Genomic DNA, 16,833 nt, shown 5'->3' on the forward strand with positions numbered 1-16,833 from the left:
TACTAATCTCAACAATAATGACCTGCGGTATTTGACTAGGTAAGTATTGCTTGTCTTCATGATAATTTTACAAATACCCCAAATTTACGCTGAATACACAAAGTTTCTGTTAATATCTCTAGTACAATATCCGCAATAGTACGAATATAGTTTAGTAGTTGGGTATATGACCATAAACTTTAGACTAACCCAACTCGATGAAGCGATCGCATCTTGTCAAAGTCGCCATGATAGTTCTACTCTCCCTTGGTAGTCTTGGTATTGTCGGGGGAAGCTTTTTCCTCAGAAAAGCTTTTAGCAGTGCTAGTGAACCTGAAATAATAACTGATACAACACGTTATACAGAAATTCGTAATCAATTGTGGTCTAATAATAACCAACTAAAACATTTTCCTAATCAGATTCCCACGGATGCTAAAGGTGTTCGCATTGCTTACTCTCCGGGATTTTTACAGGAAGGTAGTTTTTTTCAAATTAGATTAAAAGAGCCATCAGAAAAAATACAAAAACTACTCTCACAATACAGAAATCATGCCAAGCATAAATATAGAGGCGGTAACACAAACGACCATATAAACCAACCTAACGGTGTTCCGACAACTTTCTTCTACACTAGTGATTCTCACACAGAAACTTTTCCAGATAGTTATGAAATATTAGTATTAGATGCAACAGACAAAGGTAGACCTGGCTTCAAATGGAATCATGGAGATAGCTACGGCGTTGCAATTAATAGTTCTGCCTCAGAAATTATTTATTGGGCTGAACAATGGTAGTTATATGTTTCACCTTATTCATTTACTCGATCGCAAGAATATGAGTGATAAACCATTTGATACCAATTCTTTATGAAGATGCATAGAATTCGATCCCCCCTAACCCCCCTTATTAAGGGGGGAACCAAAAAAATATCTATCAAAGTCCCCCTTTTGAAGGGGGATTTAGGGGGATCGAGATATCTGCAACTTCACATTAAATTGGTATGAGTTCTTTATTTATCAAGATGAAGCTTACTCAAGAGAATTACAATCAAACTGGGGAAATCGAGTTCGGCGAAGCCAATGGAATGAAATATTTTCTAAGATAAAGGACTTGGACTACAAATTTATATTTGAGTGGTCTTGCAAGGACAAAGAATTACCACACAAAATTGACTCTTCTATTAAATATATAGATGAGGAAGATTTAAGAATCTCTCATATCGGCGTAGTTGGAAAATTAAAATCTATTGTATAAGCCAAGTCTTAGAGGTTGTTTTAAAAGCACTTGATTGTGTTGTAGTAACTTATTGATCCCCCCTAGCCTAGCCTCACTTTGAAGAAACAGGGTAATTTCATCTGAGAAAATAAAAATATATAACTCTTGATTTCTCATTTTGTGGGATGGTTTTTTACACCACTACCATTCCTCTCTCCACAGGTGGAGAAGCTTTTAAAGCCAGTTTTAGTTTTTTTCTGATTGTTATGAAACCACCTTGCTAACCTGACTTGGAAGAAGGGGTAACACCTTTCAAAGTCCCCCAATTTATCTGGTTATTTAGGATCGTCTAGAATGTTTTGCTACTAAAAAGAGGATTTCTCAAATAACCTCTAAGGAAAGCAAGAGTTTTGATTGGAGGTATCCGATACACAGATTTGACTAATAGGTCTTGCTTTTACACTTTTAGGAATATGACTCTGGGTAGTTAAAACTTATAGGTAGTATGGCTAATATCTATAAGATACGTAAACAACTATCTTAATATATAAAATGTCAACTGCTTTAATTACTGGTGCGTCTAGTGGTATTGGTAAAGCTTTTGCACAGGAATTAGCTGTACGCAGAACAAATCTTGTACTAGTTGCTCGTTCTGAAGACAAACTCAAGCAATTAGCTAACCAACTAAAAGAGCAACACAACATTCAAGTAGATATTATAGCTCAAGATCTAACAGAACATCATGCTGCTGCTACTATATTTGATATCACTAAAACAAAAGGATTGACGATTGATTTATTAATCAACAATGCGGGTTTTGGTTGCTATGGTGACTTTGCCCAAGAAGATAGAGAAAGACAAGTCAAAATCGTACAATTAAATATTTTGGCATTAGTAGATTTAACTCATAGATTTTTACCATTGATGCGGGAACGTCGTTCTGGAAGTATTATTAACGTATCCTCAATTACAGCATTTCAACCAATACCATATCTTTCTGTTTATGCTGCTAGTAAAGCTTTTATTCTCAGCTTTAGTGAGGCACTATGGGCAGAAAATCGTCAATATGGTGTCCGTATTTTAGTCACTTGTCCAGGACCAATAGAAACAAATTTTTTTACAGAAGCCAATTTTCCTCCAGCTTTGGCAGGAACCAAAGAAAAGACTTATTCTTGTGAAGAAGTAGTTAGTCAATCTCTCAAAGCTTTAGAACAGTGGCAACCTACCGTTATTATTGGCGATATTACTACTCAACTTAGAAGCACTTTAGCTCGATTAGTACCTCGAAAAATTCTGCTGAATATTTTGGCAAAAAAGTTTCAAATAAATGATTTGCGGTAACAAAATTTAGAGTTTTTGCATAATGTAAGGAAGGTTAATCTTTGCACTTTTGATGCATTAAAGGTGCAAACTAAAAGACTCGTGTGTAAACTGTAGCTTAGTAAAAAAGTAGTATAGCACGGCGGAAATAAACCACCTATTACAAATCAACGAAACCCTTACGTTGCATTCATTTTGACTTCACAGGGGTACTAGTTGTACGCTGTAGTGCTAAATAACCCTTAATTGAAGCGTATTGTATTTTAAATAATTCAGATTTTTTGTCTCACCCAGAGGCACAAAAGCACAGAAAAGAATGGAAGAGTGAAAATGGTAGAATGCGCCTAGATAACTAATTGATGCGGTGGTAAATCAACTTGATTGTCGCCAATGGGTCGGCGGTTCCATATAATCAGGTAGGCGAGTGGTGCGATCGCCAACTGCTTTTTTAATCTGCTGTAACTCTAAGTTTTTCGCCCCTGTCAAAATTGTTCCTTCAAGTTTCACATCACTCAAGTTGGCTTGGAAAAAGTTAGCTCCCATCAGATTGGCTTGAGTCAGGTTAGCTTGATAGAAAGTTGCTCTTTGAAGGTTGGCTCCAATGAGGTTTGCTTGATAAAGGTCTGCTTCGGTTAAGCTGGCTTCTGAAAGATTGGCAAAATAAACGTCTGTTTGCTGGAGTTTAGCTGCATTCAAGTTAGCCCCAGAAAGGTTAGCACCATTCAAATTTGCTCCACAGAGGTTAGCACCAATCAAACCAGCCATGTGCAGGTTAGCTTTCCCTAGTTTTGCTCCTTGTAAATTAGCTAAAAACAACTTGGCTCCAGAGAGATTGGCAATTTTTAAGGTTGCTTGTTGCAAGTTAGCTTTATAGAGGTTTGCTCCTTGCAGATTAGCTGCACGCAGACTTGCCCCAGAGAGGTTGGCTGAACGCAGATTTGCACCTTGTAAGTTAGCGCGGTTGAGGTTAGCCCAACTGAGGTTGGCTCCAGACAGGCTAGCTTTGAGCAATTTAGTTTCATAAAGAATAGACTTAATGAGTTTAGCGCCGTTCAAATCAGCGTCAGATAAATCTGCTCCCCGCAAATCAGCCCCACTCAGGTCTGCTCCCCGTAGGTCTGCTAGTTGCAAGTTAGCTCCTAACAGGTCTGCTCGCCTGATGTCGGTATTACGTAAATCAAGTTTCTGGTCTTTTGGGTCTTCGAGTAAATTACGCCTAGCGATGACCGTTAAAGCTGCTTGAATATCGGTACGGATTTTGGGCAATTCTTCAGGGAAGTTTTGATTTAACTGCTGTGTTGAACGAGACCCACCTCTACGCCTATTTGAGGAAACTGCTGGTGAGTATTCTGGCTTTTGTGGCTCTGGTTTTGGTTGCTGGATTGGTGTATTTTCTCGCACAAAGGCAGTGAGAATTTCCATGATTGTCCAGTGTTCTCTAGGAAAATCTTGAGCAACTCTTTCTAATGCATAAATTGCACCTGTGCGAGTTTCAACTTTTTTATGTCCAAGCTGGGAAATGGCTCCCATAAAGCGTTCTGCAATCAATCTATTTTCATTTAGTTTTGCATTTTGAATCTCAATCTCTAGGTTTTTCTCAGATGCGATCGCATTTTTCTGCAAAGCTTGGGTACGCTTTGCTGCATAATAAGCATTAAAGATTGCTGCCGATGCCAAAAAAACTATTGCAGTGGTTGTTAATGCTTGGTTTCTATACTGAATTTTTTCTTGAATTGATAATTCCTTAATACTGGACAATGCGAAGAAAATTACAGCTAAAGAACAAGCAAATATAACTGTTATAGTTATCAACCAATTCAACAGAGTGTCTGTCTTTTTAGAAGACATGGTAAAAATTTTCCTTACAACCTAGAATTATTACTTAGATGTTTGGACAAAATAGTATAGCATTTAGCAAAAAATCATAATATGGTCACAACAGTCATTTAACTCAAGAATTACATTGGATATACTAGTACATTGTGACGGATATAAACCACCAATTATCAATCAGTGCAACCCTTAGAGTATAGTAAGGGAACTCCAAGAAATAAAAATAACCCTTTGAAGTTGTTGAGTGTTGACTGTTGACTGCCAAGAGTGGGATATCTTTTATTTGTTAGTCCCTAATTACTCAGAAAATTTAGCTTCCTTGAAGTTTGCACCATCAAGTATGGCATCATTGAGAATCACCCCATGTAGCTGAGCTAAATATAGATTTGCACGATACAAGTTAGCTCCAGAGAGATTTGCACTTTGGAGATTACTTGCGCTCAGGATTGCACCTTTGAGATTAGCTAGATGAAGATTTGCACCTTGGAGGTTACTTGCACTCAGGATTGCTCCCTCTAGGTTGGCTTCTCTCAGGTTAGCCCCAGCAAGATTAGCTTGATAAAGATTTGTCTGTTCTAAATTAGCCCCATTTAAGTTTGCTCCTCTCATGTCTGTGTAACTCAAATCAAGCTGCTCATTTGCTGGGTCTTTTTTTACATCTCTTCTCGCGATAACGGTCAGGGCTGCTTGAATATCTCCCCGAACTTTTGCTGAAGGGTTGCTGATTGCTTCGTTGTGCAAAATATAATGACAAGCATTTTGTCGGACAAAAGTAGTTAAGATGTCTATGATTATCCAGTGATAATCGGGATGATTATGGGAAATTTGCTCTAAATCATGAATTATAGCTATACTAGTTTCCGTTGTGTTCTTATCTAGCTGCTCAATTGCTATTTTTAAACTCTGTTTTGGCGATTGATGCTGAGTTTGTTTAACCTGTTCTAGAAAATCATATATCTTGAGGAATATTTTTAATAACTGGTTGTTAGTTATGGGAAAAATATTTTTCATAACATGAAAAGCATTAATAATTACCGTCAACATAGTGAAAGATTCGTAGTAGTTTTTAACAATTTTTTGGTGGATGCTGTTTTTTCATGCATGGTCAATACTTGAATATCCTAACGCAACAAACAAAAGAGGTAATATAACTGTTTAGGAATAAGAATTAAATAACATACAATTTATGTCCCTGGCTTACCTCACCCTAAATCCCTCTCCTTATAAAGGAGAGGGAAGCTAGAGACAGGATGAAGTTTTGCTTCTTATTTAATCCATGTTCCTTAGTAGGTAGTCACTAACATCTATAATGTCTGGTGTCTAGGCGATCGGTTGCACTGATGATTTTTCATTCTTCACGAAGAATCGACCCTCATCATGATAATTTTGATTTATTTATAATCAGTGATTAACTAAATCTGAATATTGATAATGCAGCAAAACCAATAGCGAATAGTTAAACACTTAGTGTTAATTGTTTATGGTGACAGCTATCCTATTTTTATAAGAATATTCGGGATAAAATCTTTAGCCATACAAGCATCAGTACCTGAATTGTTAAAAACCGCTGGACAAGGAACTGATGAGCAAGGTTTTACAACAAAATTCAGGAGTCAGAATTCAGAATGAATAATGATACTATTACATTAGTTTGCATCTAAGTAAGGAGCAATGGGAAAAGAAAAACCTTTTGTGGTTGATTCAACCCAGGAAAATGCTTTCTCTGACATTTTTCCATCGCCGCCTGTACTTTCCAGTCACAAAGCTGCCTGGAGTGGTATTCATCTGGAATATCACTGTCAGCCAATGTGGCAAACCCCTGACTACTGTCTAGAAAATCATGTGATTAGCATTAATCTGGGACAGACCAATCGACTAGAACGAGTAATTGAGGGACGCTTTCAAAAAGCTCCGATGTTGACTGGCAATGTCGGACTTTATCCTGCTCACTTACAGCAAAGGCACCTTTGGGATGGGAATGCGGAGTTTCTCTTGCTCAGTTTGGAAGAAGAATTAGTCGCCCACAAAGCTTGTGAATTAATGGGTACACATCGGATTGAACTAGTGCCGCATCTGGTAATTCAAGACCCACTCATTCAGCAAATTGGACTGGCATTAAAAGCCGAACTAGAGTCGGATGGATTGGGTGGTCGCCTTTACGTCGAATCAATGGCGAATGCTTTGGTAATTCATCTGCTGCGACAGTATTCAACTCAAGAAAAAAATATTCCCACCTATCAAGGCGGGTTACCTCAGCAAAAGTTGAAAGAAGTCGTAGACTACATCCACAATCATCTAGAGCAGAACTTAACTTTAGATGAATTAGCAGAGACAGTCCAATTAAGTCCTCACCATTTCTGTCGGTTATTTAAACAATCTACAGGTTTCTCTCCTCATCAATATGTGATTGTCTCCAGAGTTGAACGTGCTAAACAACTTTTATTACAAAGAAAAATGGCGATCGCGGAGGTAGCTATTGCCTGTGGGTTCAGCCACCAAAGTCACTTCAACCGCCACTTTAAACGTCTGCTTGGAGTCACACCAAAAGCATTCCGGAAATCGTAGCAAGAATGTGCAACTGTCAGAAGAATGTGCAAGACTTATGAGAGCTTGCTCTCCTAATGTTAGTGTAAACGCCAAAAAAAAATAATCTTGAAGCGTCCACTAACACAAATAAGAGGAATTCATGAAAGCGATTCGAGTGCATCAGTTTGGTAGTCCAGAAGTGATGCAGTTAGAGGAAATTCCCGCTCCGGAGCCAGGAGTTGGAGAGGTAGTAATGCGAGTCCACGCAATTGGGGTGAATCCTTTTGATACTCGCTTACGAGCCGGACAAGTTATGAAGCCGCCCCTTCCGTTCATTCCTGGTGAAGATGCGGCGGGTGTAGTAGCAGCCGTAGGAGAAGGAGTTACTTCCGTGAAAGTGGGCGATCGCATCTACGGAGGGCAATGTCACACAGGAACTTATGCTGAGTTACTGCTGTATAAAGATTCAGAGGTTTATCCACTCCCCGATCGCATCTCATTTTCTCAAGGAGCCTGCATCAAAGGCCCCTATTTCACTGCTCATTATGCTTTGTTTGGCAGGGGTCGAGGGACAGCTGGGGAAACAGTACTTGTGCATGGTGCTAGTGGTGGCGTTGGCATTGCTAGCGTACAAATTGCCAGAATGTCCGGCTTTCATGTGATTGGAACTGCCAGTTCTGAACGAGGGCGATCGCTTGTCCTTGAGTCAGGCGCTCATGCAGTGGTTGACCACTCTGACTCTCACTATATAAATGAATTGCTGGAATTAACTGGAGGTCGAGGGTTCGACCTGATTCTGGAAATGAAAAGTGATGTCAACCTTGCAAAAGATGCAAAGTTAATTGCACCTGGGGGTCGAATTGTCATGATTGGCGGACAGGATGTTGGTGAAGGAATGAGCGGACGGGCAGAATTCAATCCCTTTGAAATCCTGTTCAAAAACGCTGAAATTATCGGCTTATTCATCACAGTTGCTCCTCCGGCTGAAATTGCTCGGATTCAAGCCACAGTCTTTGCAGGTTTAGAAAATGGGACACTCCGCCCAATAGTCGGTCAAGAAATGCAACTGGCTGAAGCAGCTGAAGCACACCGAGCAATCGATCGAAGTGGTGCTTATGGAAAAATTATTTTAATCCCCTCTTCCAAATAAAGCTACACATACAAACGTGGAAAATCAAAATTACGAATTAGTATAAGGAGCGGATGATGCAGTTTTTAGTTATTGCACGAGTAATAGAAGGTACGCCAGTAGACAAGCTTTTACCATTGGTGAAGCCAGAATCTGCGAAGATTTGGGAATACTATGCAAGCGATCGCATTCGCAGCGTTTATTATATTGCTGATATGAGTGGAGCCGTTTTGATATACGAAGCAGCTAATCTAGAAGAGGTACAAGCAGCGATCGCCCAGCTACCAATGGTGCAATCTAGAGTGTTACAAACAGATATTCTTACCCTCAAGCCTTACACTGGGATTGAGCAATTGTTTGCACAACCAGAGTGATATCATGTGCAGCTGAAGACTTATCATTAGGGCAGATGTGGGGACGCAAAGAGAGATTACCCGAACTAGTTTCTACACCTACCCCCTACGCCCTGCCTCTTCCTGCCTCTAGGGTTAGAATACCCTATGTCTTCATTGAATTTGTTCAATTAGCTGCATAATCTGTTCGTAATACTGGATATTTCCTTCTTGATAATATAAGTCTGCGGATTTCTGGAAATCCGCAATTGCTCGTTGACGATCGCCTAAATTATGATATACATCTGCGCGCAGAATGTAAGCTGAAGCCCAATGAGGTTGACGCTGTAAGGCTTCGTTTAAGTCTGCTAATGCTAAGTGCAAGTCTCCCAACAGAGAATAACTACGACCCCGATTGTACCAATCTTCTGCAAAGCTGGAGTCGATGGCAATTGCCCGACTGTAATCTTTTATCGCTCCCTGATAGTCTTCCACCGCGTAGCGAGCGTTAGCGCGATCGCTATAGAATGCAGCAGATTGAGGATTGATTTGTAATGCTTGGGTATAGTCTGCGATCGCACTTTCATATTCTTCTAAAGCGTAACGGGTAGAAGCCCGGTTATAGTAAGCTTCTACCAAATCGGGATTGATTTTTAATGCTTTGTCATAATCTGCAATCGCCCCGTGTTCGTCTCCTAAAAGACGACGGGCATTTCCCCGATTGCAGTATGCTTGGGAAAAGTCAGGAACCAGCTCTATGGCTTGAGTATTATCATCAATTGCGCCTTGTAAATCTTGCAGAGCTTCACGGGCAATACCCCGACCATAATAAGCTGCCGCTAATTTATCATTAATCTGTAATGCCCGATCGTAATCTTTAATTGCTGCTTTATGATCTCCTAAAGAACGACGAGCCGCAGCGCGATCGCAATATCCTTCTGCTAAATTAGGATCGAGTTGCAATAGGCGATTGCTATCTTCAATTGCACCTTGATAATCTCCCAATCGCCGAAGAGCATTAGCCCGAAACCCATATACTAAAGCTAGAGTCGGATTTTCTTGCAATGCTCGGTTATAATCTTCAATTGCTCCTGCAAAGTCTTCGAGAGTGCTACGAACTAAACCCCGCTGACAATAAGACTGGACATCATCAGGATTGAGTTTTAGTGCTTGGTTAAAATCTTCAATTGCTGCTGAAAAGTCTTTCAGATGAGAGAGAACAAGACCACGATTGTAGTATGCTCCAGCAAAGTTGGGATTAATTTTTAATGCGTTGTTGTAATCGGCGATCGCACTTTCATACTTTGCTAAAGCGTAGTGGGCATTACCTCGGTTATGATAAGCCTCCGCCAAGTTAGGATCTAATTCTAATGCTTGGTTATGATCGGCGATCGCTTCGTGATAATTTCCTAAAATATGATGAATATTTCCCCGATTGCTATAAGCTGCGGCAAAATGGGGATACCACTGTAAAGCTTGCTGAAAATCAGCGATCGCGCCTTGACGATCGCCGCGATCGAAACGAGCTACACCGCGATTATGATAGGCATTGGCAATATCAATATTGATGTTATCAGCTAATTGAGTACTCTTTTCTATTGTTTGGATATAATCGGCGATCGCTTGGTCGTACTTTTCTAGAGCGAAGTAAGCATTACCCCGACTGTGGTAAGATTGGGCGAGGTTGGGGTCGATTTCTAATGCTTGGTAATGATCGGCGATCGCTCCTTCATAATCTCCTAAAAAGTAATGAGCATTAGCTCGGTGACAGTAGGCTGTGGCAAAATGGGGATTGATTTCTATGGCGCGATTTAACTTGGCGATCGCACTGTGATAATCTTTAAGTTGACTACTCAAAATGATTCCTAGATTATGGTAAGCCTCCGCATAGCTAGGATTGAGGTTAATTGCTTGGGTATATGCAGCGATCGCACTTTGATATTCCCCTTGCAAGTACAAATTTAATCCTTGGTTAAAAAAGTCTTCAGCACTCATATATTTTTTTTGCTTTTTAAATTTCCTCGTTCTCAACTGTTAAGATTTTTAATGATATGTTTTGAAAATTATTCTAGGTACTATAGACATCCTAAATCATTCGTAAGAATTTAAGATAGTTATAACCCCGTTGTAATCCGACACCAGATGCTTGTCCTATAACGTACTAAGAGGATGTTTTAAAAGTAGTTAACTGTGATTTTAGGCACTTGTTGATCCCCCCTAACCCCCCTTAAAAAGGGGGGAACCGGAGTTAAAGTCCCCCTTTTTAAGGGGGATTTAGGGGGATCTAAAACGTTTTGCTACCAAGAACAGGACTTTTCAAACATCCTCTAATACAGATCGGCGAAAATGAGCAGACCATTAAATAGCCAAAACTTTGCCCTTATATGTCCACTTAAAAGGTCTAGCCCTTATTTTATTAAAGTAGTCAATAAATTTGAGGATTCGAGTTTTCAAATCATCTTGACTGAGGAAACTGGCTCTTCTGAGTAACTTGCGAACCAAAATACTGAACCAAATCTCAATTTGATTGAGCCACGAAGAATGTTTGGGTATGTAATGAAACACAATTCGGTGTCCTGGGTCACTCAAAAAAGCAGTGCGGGATTTCATTGATTTAAGGATACCACTTTTACACCGACTTGTACTAGTACCCCAAAGCGGAATTAAAAATTCAAAATCAATACGGTGTAAGCGTTTCGTTGATTTTGAATGGGTGGTTTATTTACTCGGTGCTGTACTACCGGCGAGTGGGGGAATAGAAAATAAGGACTGGTGATTGAGAAATAGGATAAAACAAGAATCAATATTTAATTGAGAATTGGGCATTGGGCATTAGTTATTTTTCCCCTGGTTCCCTATTTTCCCAATCTTCTTATTCCCTCACTCCCCTAACTTCTTATGCAAACTGACTCTAACAGTCCTGATAGTACTGCATCTAATAATAACGAGCCTAATCGAGGAAAGTTTTTAATTCCGCGATCGCAGCGACAGAAGTTCTTTTTTCAGTTTACCTTAATGACTCTGATCGGATGGGTTGTAGGCGGCGTTGCCAGCATCGCTTTAGAGAAAATTATTCTCCAAAACCCTTCACTAGAACCGCAAACATGGAGCATTTTGGCTAGATGTCTTAGCAACGTTTTGTTTGCGGTAATTTTTGCTGCGGATCAAGCCCTCGTCGTTTACCGATATTTATCAGGTTGGCAGTGGATATTTGCTACTAGCGCCGGGTGGCTAATTGCCAACGGTGTTTCTACAGCTTGGATTAACTCGATTTCATCCATTGCCTTATCGTTAAATGAAGCTTTATCTCCCGAACAAACTTTTATTTTAGGATTTCTGTCAGCGATCGCTTATATTATTTCTGGTATTTGGCTGGGAATTTGCCAATGGCTGGTACTGAGGCGATATACAGCAAGCGCTTGGTGGTGGAATTTTGTACCTTCAATTTCTTTCTTTTTAATTACTATTTTGGTTTGGTTCCTTTTTATTGGGCAAAATCTTATTCCAGAAGCAAGCCGTAATTTTATATTATATTGGGGTGGACAAGGATTTACAGCAATCATTCTGGGAGCTATACCAGCAATTGGCTTATGTACTTTGAAAAGAAATTCACCCCGCCAAAGTGAAATTTCTCGATGATTTTTGTTATCAGAATTCTTATACTCTATCTTTATATCTAAATGCGGTTCAGTTAAGGCTAAAATCCTTTGTCAAAGTAATTTTTTTAACGAACTGCAAAGGAGGCATTCGCGCAGCGTATCGTCAGAAAAGGACGCAAAGAGAAGAAATAAATGTTTAAATGAACCGTATTGCTTTATATTTGCGACAGCTTGGGCTAAGACTAGTATTTTTTGTCAAAGTGATTTTTTAACTAGCCACAGAGAACATAGAGACAAGAGAGAAAGAGAAGAAATAAATATTACCTATTTCTCACTCTCTACCTCGCAAGGAAGTTCAAAATTCAAAGCAGATTGCTATAAACTAGTATGGATATCATACCAGGGTTCCTTGATGTTGAGCTTATCTAGCAACAACTTTCCCCCAGGTAATCTGGAAATAATTCCATTTATTCCAAGTGTTTTATAGTTCCAAAAAATCCCTTTGTAGACCTTGATGATTTCACTCTCAGAAAGCCAGTTACCTGGTGTTTCTTCTCCAAAAAGTCCGCTAGCACCATATTCAAATTGATATGGAATATACTGACCTTCTCGTGCTGGTGAGGGACAGACTTGTTTCGGTACTTCTGCTTGATTGATGGCTTTGAATTTCTGATAACCAAGTTCTTTAAAGACCGCTAGTTCATTCAGCCAAGTATCCCAAGAAGTTTTTGTTGATTCGATAGAGATAAATTGTGGTTTTTCGTCAAACTGTCTTAATGCATTTACACACAATATTTCAGTACCTTCAATATCAACTTTGAGATAGTAGGGAATGCCAAACTGTTCCAAGATTTTTTCAAATCGGCATCCTTCTACAGTTATTTCAACGAAAGGCGTACCAAAGCTAAGTTTAGTCTTATTAACCTGATATAGTGAGGTTGTACCCCAAAAAGTTCTGTCTGAATTAGCATAAAAGGTGACTGGCTCATCTTTGGTTGATACAGCAATATTTAGGAGGGTAAGCTGACCATTATCAATGTAGTAATTTAGGCGATTTTTCGCTGATTCGTAAATCTGAGGATCGGCTTCTATACCAATAACTCGAAAGCCTTTTTTTAAGTAAAACTCTGTATCTTGACCTGTGTGAACACCGACATCAATTATTAAATTTTTGTCCATGAATTCCTTCGTTTTTTAATTCTCTGTTTGCCAACTTTTTCCAAGCAAGTTTTAAACATTGCTATGGTGTTAAATTTATCTATTATCGATCGCCAATGTCCCTGCATCTCCATCTAAAGTTGCTTCTACACCCACTGGTAAAGCCGCATTCGGGCTATTGTGACCAAAAGGCAAATCAGAAACAATAGGAATCCCTAAATCACCTAAGCGATCGCGCAGAACTTCTTCAACGCTAAAGCTAGGCACGTTTGGCGGAGCTTCACACCGAGTAAAACCACCTAAAGCAATGCCCTGAACTTTTGCCAAAGCACCACTTAAACGCCACTGTGTAAGCATTCTATCGATGCGGTAGGGTGCTTCTGTTACATCCTCCAGTGCCAAAATCACATTATCAAAATTTGGTTGGATTGGTGTACTTAAAAGATGAGTTGCTACTGTCAAGTTTCCTGGTAACAAAATCCCACTAGCAATCCCACCACCCCCAGCACAACCTTTGAGAGGTTTGAGGGGACGACCTTCCAGCCAATCAAACAATCGCTCGATTGACCAATCTGGCTCATCGACGAGAGTTGTCAGCACAGCGCCATGAACGCTGGAAATGCCTACATTATAAAGGCTCCACAACAGGGCGGTAATGTCAGAAAAGCCAATTAACCACTTGGGAAGTTCTGAATTTTGTTGCCAATGCCAATTTTCTAAAATGCGGGTGCTACCGAAACCACCTCTGGCGCAGAGGATACCGCGACAATCCGGGTCTTGCCATGCTGCTGCTAGCTGGTTGCGGCGGTTTTCATCATTTCCTGCTAAATATCCCCATTGAGCATCTATCTTGGGACTGATTTCAATTTGATAGCCACGCGATCGCCAAATTTCTATACTTCGTTCAAAAGCCTCAAATTCTCGTAAAGCACCACTAGGAGCAATGACTCGAAGTAAGTCTCCAGGTTTTAAGGGTGCTGGCAGGATTTTCGATTTCATCTAGGTTGTAGGGAATCCCAAATTGAATCAAGGTTTGCTTGGGCTTTTTTAAGTGCTGTTTCAGCAGACTCACCGAGCAATGTCGCCTCAATCGCTCGACCAAGACTGTCAGCAAGACGACTATATCCAGGAATACCCGGTTCTGTATATGCTACAGGCATTTGATCGAAAAACACTTTTAACACTGGTCTTTGATTGATAAATTGTTGATAAGCTTTGCTTTTAGCTGATGTCAAAGTAACTGGTAAAAAACCTGTTTTGATACTCCATTCTGTTTGGAATTCTTCACTCAAAATATACTCTAAAAATTTGAGTGCTGCGTGTTCTCTTGCTGGTGTGGTTTTCATCACATATAAATTTCCAGTACCTGTGACGGTAGCAGGCCTGACACCTGCTGGTATGGGCAATACTTGATGATCGACCTCAGATTTCATGATTAATGTCCAAGGACCTGTAATCTGCATAGCAACACGACCAGCAAGAAAAGCGTCTTCTTCATAACCTCGTTCTGGAGCAGAAAGCATAACTGAACCATCTTCGATCATGTCTTGCCAAAATTTTAAGGCAGCGATCGCTCCAGGATTCATTAAATTTGGGCGATTATTGGTAACAATCTCTCCCTCAGCACCAAATAAAAAGGGAAGCCAACTAAAGACAGTCCATCCTCCTTTGCCTAAAGGCAGTAACATACCATACTGTTCCGGGCGGCGATCGCCATTACGGTCTATAGTCAATTTTTTCGCCACTTGCCTCAATTCTTCCCAAGTCTTGGGTAATTCTGTGATTCCCGCAACTTCAAAAAGTTTAGGACGATAGAAAAGCCCAATATTACTAGTGTGCATTGGCACTGACCAAGTGTGACCATTTAGCTGCATTGCTTCTAGAAGATTAGGTCTAATATCTGATTTGAGTGGCAATTTTTCTAACCATTCTTCTAAAGGTCGAATTGCTCCTAGTTCTACAAATTGACCTGTATATTCTGGTTGGAGTGACAGGATATCTGGAGGAACATTACCAACAACAGATGTTAATATTTTTGGTAATTGAGGATCGGGCTGAAAGATAGATTCCACCTGAATATCAGAATGAGTCTGATTAAATCTATCTACTAGCTTTTGAAAAATCTCTCTATGTACTGGAGGATTAAGCGATTGCCATAGCGTCAGATGAATTACCCCGTCATTTTTTTGTCTTATTCCTTGACAACCAGATAAAAATGTTAGACACAAACTAAAAAAAAGTATTATAAATGAAACTTGCCAACGATAATTGAGCCAATAATGAGAAACTTTTCTGATTTGGGATGTTAAAAAACTAATATTCATACCAACCATTTAGCTAAAAATATAGGCTAGCTAGCACAAAATCAGCTGATATGCGTCTAAATTAGATAAAGAATTTTTATAATCGTTGACGGTTGACGGTTGCCAGTCATCAGTCAACGGTTAACCGCGATCAGATAAATGTACTAGTTTTATGCGTAACAGCTTAAAAACAATGTTACTAATTAATCATACTCATTAACAAATAATTTGCTGGATCAAAAGTTCTAGATTTTCTGCACAGCTAGATTCGCTAAAAAGTCTTTCAATTTGTTCAGAGCGATCAATTTTTTCCGGAGGAGTTTTCACATGTTCAATAATTGCTGCTGCTAATGCGTTTACATCACTTGGTGGTACTAAAGTTCCACATTTGAGTACTTCAGAAATCTCACGAGGACCAACTGGACAATCACTTGCAATAAAAGTTACCCCACTGGCTACCGCTTCTACAATCACCATGCCAAATCCTTCAAAAGTAGAAGCAAGTATAACTGCTCTAGACAATGAAAAGTAAGCTCTAGGATTGGGGACAGATCCTGCAAACAGAACAATGTCACGAAGGTTTAAAGAATTTGCTAAAGCTTGTATATCTGTTTCTAAATCACCGTCTCCTAGCAAAATCAGCCGGATATTTGAGTAAGTTTCACTAGCTTTAGCAAATGCCTGAAGTAAAGTTTTATGGTCTTTTGGATAATGAAATCTAGCCGCAGATACAAAGGTAATTAACTGAGAATTGCTCAACCAAGACTTAGCTGTAGAGTTGAGAGAGGGATTATTTTGATCGGCTATTACCGGATTGTAACATATTGCTATTCGAGGATGATTCAATCCCAGATGTAAAAATCTTTCAGAAAGAGTCTTGCAAACAAAAGCTAGTCCACTAGCTTGCTTAATGGCCGTCAAATTGATCCAACTATCAATACTAATAGATAAATTGTGAATCACTGCTTTGATGGAGTCTGCTTTGACTTTAGCCATTGATTCAGAAATGTAATCACTGTGAATATAGCTGATGTATGGAATAGATATACTTCCAATGAATAATTTAGAAAGATAATAAAGTTTGGTAACAAATGCAGTATGACAAATAATCAGATCGGGTTTCTGGTTAGTAATAACTTGACTGAGTTGTTTGGCTATTAATATTTGATGTATTGGTCCACCGATATTAAATTTAGAGCCAGAAACTTTCATAATAATTACTTCTTCGCCAGCTTTAAAGTCTACCGTCCATGATAAATCTAAATATGTCAGCACCACAGTAGAAACTTTATAGCCAGCTTTTACTTGAGAGGATATTAGGGAATCAGCAGTTCTTGCCGCTCCCCCAATATTATTCATAATAATGTGACAAATATGCATGGTTAAAGGTAGAATGAAAATTTTAGAGTAGTGGAGAAAATGAATTTTGCTATGTT

Annotated in this window: 14 protein-coding genes; 6 read left to right on the forward strand and 8 right to left on the reverse strand. The window is 39.5% G+C overall.

Annotation, left to right across the window (positions count from 1 at the left end; genetic code table 11):
- Nucleotides 1-197: 197 nt before the first annotated feature.
- On the forward strand, nt 198-776 hold the full coding sequence (locus ACFG4S_RS19005; RefSeq protein ID WP_392530590.1) for a hypothetical protein: 579 nt from the start codon (nt 198-200) through the stop codon (nt 774-776).
- Nucleotides 777-1,749: 973 nt separating this feature from the next.
- Nucleotides 1,750-2,538 (forward strand): SDR family NAD(P)-dependent oxidoreductase, encoded by a 789-nt coding sequence (locus ACFG4S_RS19010; protein WP_392530591.1) that lies wholly within the window; start codon nt 1,750-1,752, stop codon nt 2,536-2,538.
- Between the two features lie 351 nt (nt 2,539-2,889).
- Here ACFG4S_RS19010 and ACFG4S_RS19015 read toward each other — a convergent pair whose 3' ends face one another.
- Together ACFG4S_RS19015 and ACFG4S_RS19020 are read right to left on the reverse strand one after the other, a co-directional pair.
- Nucleotides 2,890-4,365, reverse strand: coding sequence for a pentapeptide repeat-containing protein (locus ACFG4S_RS19015; RefSeq protein ID WP_392530592.1), 1,476 nt, complete (start codon nt 4,363-4,365; stop codon nt 2,890-2,892).
- Between the two features lie 282 nt (nt 4,366-4,647).
- Complete coding sequence (locus ACFG4S_RS19020) at nt 4,648-5,394, reverse strand: pentapeptide repeat-containing protein (protein WP_392530593.1); 747 nt, start codon at nt 5,392-5,394, stop codon at nt 4,648-4,650.
- Nucleotides 5,395-6,042: 648 nt separating this feature from the next.
- Here ACFG4S_RS19020 and ACFG4S_RS19025 point away from each other — a divergent pair.
- The 3 genes from ACFG4S_RS19025 (at nt 6,043) to ACFG4S_RS19035 (ending at nt 8,379) form a co-directional block, all read left to right on the forward strand.
- Nucleotides 6,043-6,915, forward strand: coding sequence for a helix-turn-helix domain-containing protein (locus tag ACFG4S_RS19025; RefSeq protein ID WP_392530594.1), 873 nt, complete (start codon nt 6,043-6,045; stop codon nt 6,913-6,915).
- 121 nt (nt 6,916-7,036) lie between these two features.
- Complete coding sequence (locus tag ACFG4S_RS19030; protein ID WP_392530595.1) at nt 7,037-8,026, forward strand: NADPH:quinone reductase; 990 nt, start codon at nt 7,037-7,039, stop codon at nt 8,024-8,026.
- 53 nt (nt 8,027-8,079) lie between these two features.
- Nucleotides 8,080-8,379, forward strand: coding sequence for a hypothetical protein (locus tag ACFG4S_RS19035; protein WP_392530596.1), 300 nt, complete (start codon nt 8,080-8,082; stop codon nt 8,377-8,379).
- Nucleotides 8,380-8,511: 132 nt separating this feature from the next.
- Here ACFG4S_RS19035 and ACFG4S_RS19040 read toward each other — a convergent pair whose 3' ends face one another.
- Together ACFG4S_RS19040 and ACFG4S_RS19045 are read right to left on the reverse strand one after the other, a co-directional pair.
- Nucleotides 8,512-10,332, reverse strand: a complete 1,821-nt coding sequence (locus ACFG4S_RS19040; RefSeq protein WP_392530597.1) for a tetratricopeptide repeat protein — start codon at nt 10,330-10,332, stop codon at nt 8,512-8,514.
- Nucleotides 10,333-10,695: 363 nt separating this feature from the next.
- Complete coding sequence (locus ACFG4S_RS19045; protein ID WP_392530598.1) at nt 10,696-10,947, reverse strand: transposase; 252 nt, start codon at nt 10,945-10,947, stop codon at nt 10,696-10,698.
- Between the two features lie 288 nt (nt 10,948-11,235).
- Between ACFG4S_RS19045 and ACFG4S_RS19050 the strand changes: the two genes are divergently transcribed.
- Nucleotides 11,236-11,976 carry a hypothetical protein gene (locus ACFG4S_RS19050; protein WP_392530599.1) on the forward strand — a complete coding sequence of 247 codons (741 nt, stop codon included), beginning with the start codon at nt 11,236-11,238 and terminating at the stop codon, nt 11,974-11,976.
- 335 nt (nt 11,977-12,311) lie between these two features.
- Here ACFG4S_RS19050 and ACFG4S_RS19055 read toward each other — a convergent pair whose 3' ends face one another.
- The 4 genes from ACFG4S_RS19055 to ACFG4S_RS19070 all read right to left on the reverse strand — a co-directional run bounded on the left by ACFG4S_RS19055 (nt 12,312) and on the right by ACFG4S_RS19070 (nt 16,756).
- Nucleotides 12,312-13,115 carry an FkbM family methyltransferase gene (locus ACFG4S_RS19055; RefSeq protein WP_392530600.1) on the reverse strand — a complete coding sequence of 268 codons (804 nt, stop codon included), beginning with the start codon at nt 13,113-13,115 and terminating at the stop codon, nt 12,312-12,314.
- A gap of 75 nt (nt 13,116-13,190) precedes the next feature.
- The gene (locus ACFG4S_RS19060; protein WP_392530601.1) at nt 13,191-14,093 is read right to left on the reverse strand and encodes an LD-carboxypeptidase; all 903 of its coding nucleotides are present in this window, start codon (nt 14,091-14,093) and stop codon (nt 13,191-13,193) included.
- Nucleotides 14,090-15,418 carry an ABC transporter substrate-binding protein gene (locus ACFG4S_RS19065; RefSeq protein ID WP_392530602.1) on the reverse strand — a complete coding sequence of 443 codons (1,329 nt, stop codon included), beginning with the start codon at nt 15,416-15,418 and terminating at the stop codon, nt 14,090-14,092. Before ACFG4S_RS19065 ends, ACFG4S_RS19060 begins: the two co-directional genes overlap by 4 nt.
- Nucleotides 15,419-15,613: 195 nt before the next feature.
- Nucleotides 15,614-16,756, reverse strand: a complete 1,143-nt coding sequence (locus ACFG4S_RS19070) for a glycosyltransferase (protein ID WP_392530603.1) — start codon at nt 16,754-16,756, stop codon at nt 15,614-15,616.
- Between the last annotated feature and the right edge of the window lie 77 nt (nt 16,757-16,833).

Origin of the sequence: Nostoc sp. C117 (genome assembly GCF_043099735.1) — a bacterium.
Classification (GTDB): domain Bacteria; phylum Cyanobacteriota; class Cyanobacteriia; order Cyanobacteriales; family Nostocaceae; genus Nostoc.

What these genes read in the sequence shown, in the direction of transcription:
- ACFG4S_RS19010 (WP_392530591.1), top strand. Translation starts at nt 1,750, where the DNA reads ATGTCAACTGCTTTAATTACTGGTGCGTCTAGTGGTATTGGTAAAGCT.
- ACFG4S_RS19015 (WP_392530592.1), bottom strand. Translation starts at nt 4,365, where the DNA reads ATGTCTTCTAAAAAGACAGACACTCTGTTGAATTGGTTGATAACTATA.
- ACFG4S_RS19055 (WP_392530600.1), bottom strand. Translation starts at nt 13,115, where the DNA reads ATGGACAAAAATTTAATAATTGATGTCGGTGTTCACACAGGTCAAGAT.
- ACFG4S_RS19045 (WP_392530598.1), bottom strand. Translation starts at nt 10,947, where the DNA reads ATGAAATCCCGCACTGCTTTTTTGAGTGACCCAGGACACCGAATTGTG.
- ACFG4S_RS19030 (WP_392530595.1), top strand. Translation starts at nt 7,037, where the DNA reads ATGAAAGCGATTCGAGTGCATCAGTTTGGTAGTCCAGAAGTGATGCAG.
- ACFG4S_RS19005 (WP_392530590.1), top strand. Translation starts at nt 198, where the DNA reads ATGAAGCGATCGCATCTTGTCAAAGTCGCCATGATAGTTCTACTCTCC.
- ACFG4S_RS19040 (WP_392530597.1), bottom strand. Translation starts at nt 10,332, where the DNA reads ATGAGTGCTGAAGACTTTTTTAACCAAGGATTAAATTTGTACTTGCAA.
- ACFG4S_RS19020 (WP_392530593.1), bottom strand. Translation starts at nt 5,394, where the DNA reads ATGTTGACGGTAATTATTAATGCTTTTCATGTTATGAAAAATATTTTT.
- ACFG4S_RS19065 (WP_392530602.1), bottom strand. Translation starts at nt 15,418, where the DNA reads ATGAATATTAGTTTTTTAACATCCCAAATCAGAAAAGTTTCTCATTAT.
- ACFG4S_RS19035 (WP_392530596.1), top strand. Translation starts at nt 8,080, where the DNA reads ATGATGCAGTTTTTAGTTATTGCACGAGTAATAGAAGGTACGCCAGTA.
- ACFG4S_RS19060 (WP_392530601.1), bottom strand. Translation starts at nt 14,093, where the DNA reads ATGAAATCGAAAATCCTGCCAGCACCCTTAAAACCTGGAGACTTACTT.
- ACFG4S_RS19070 (WP_392530603.1), bottom strand. Translation starts at nt 16,756, where the DNA reads ATGAATAATATTGGGGGAGCGGCAAGAACTGCTGATTCCCTAATATCC.
- ACFG4S_RS19050 (WP_392530599.1), top strand. Translation starts at nt 11,236, where the DNA reads ATGCAAACTGACTCTAACAGTCCTGATAGTACTGCATCTAATAATAAC.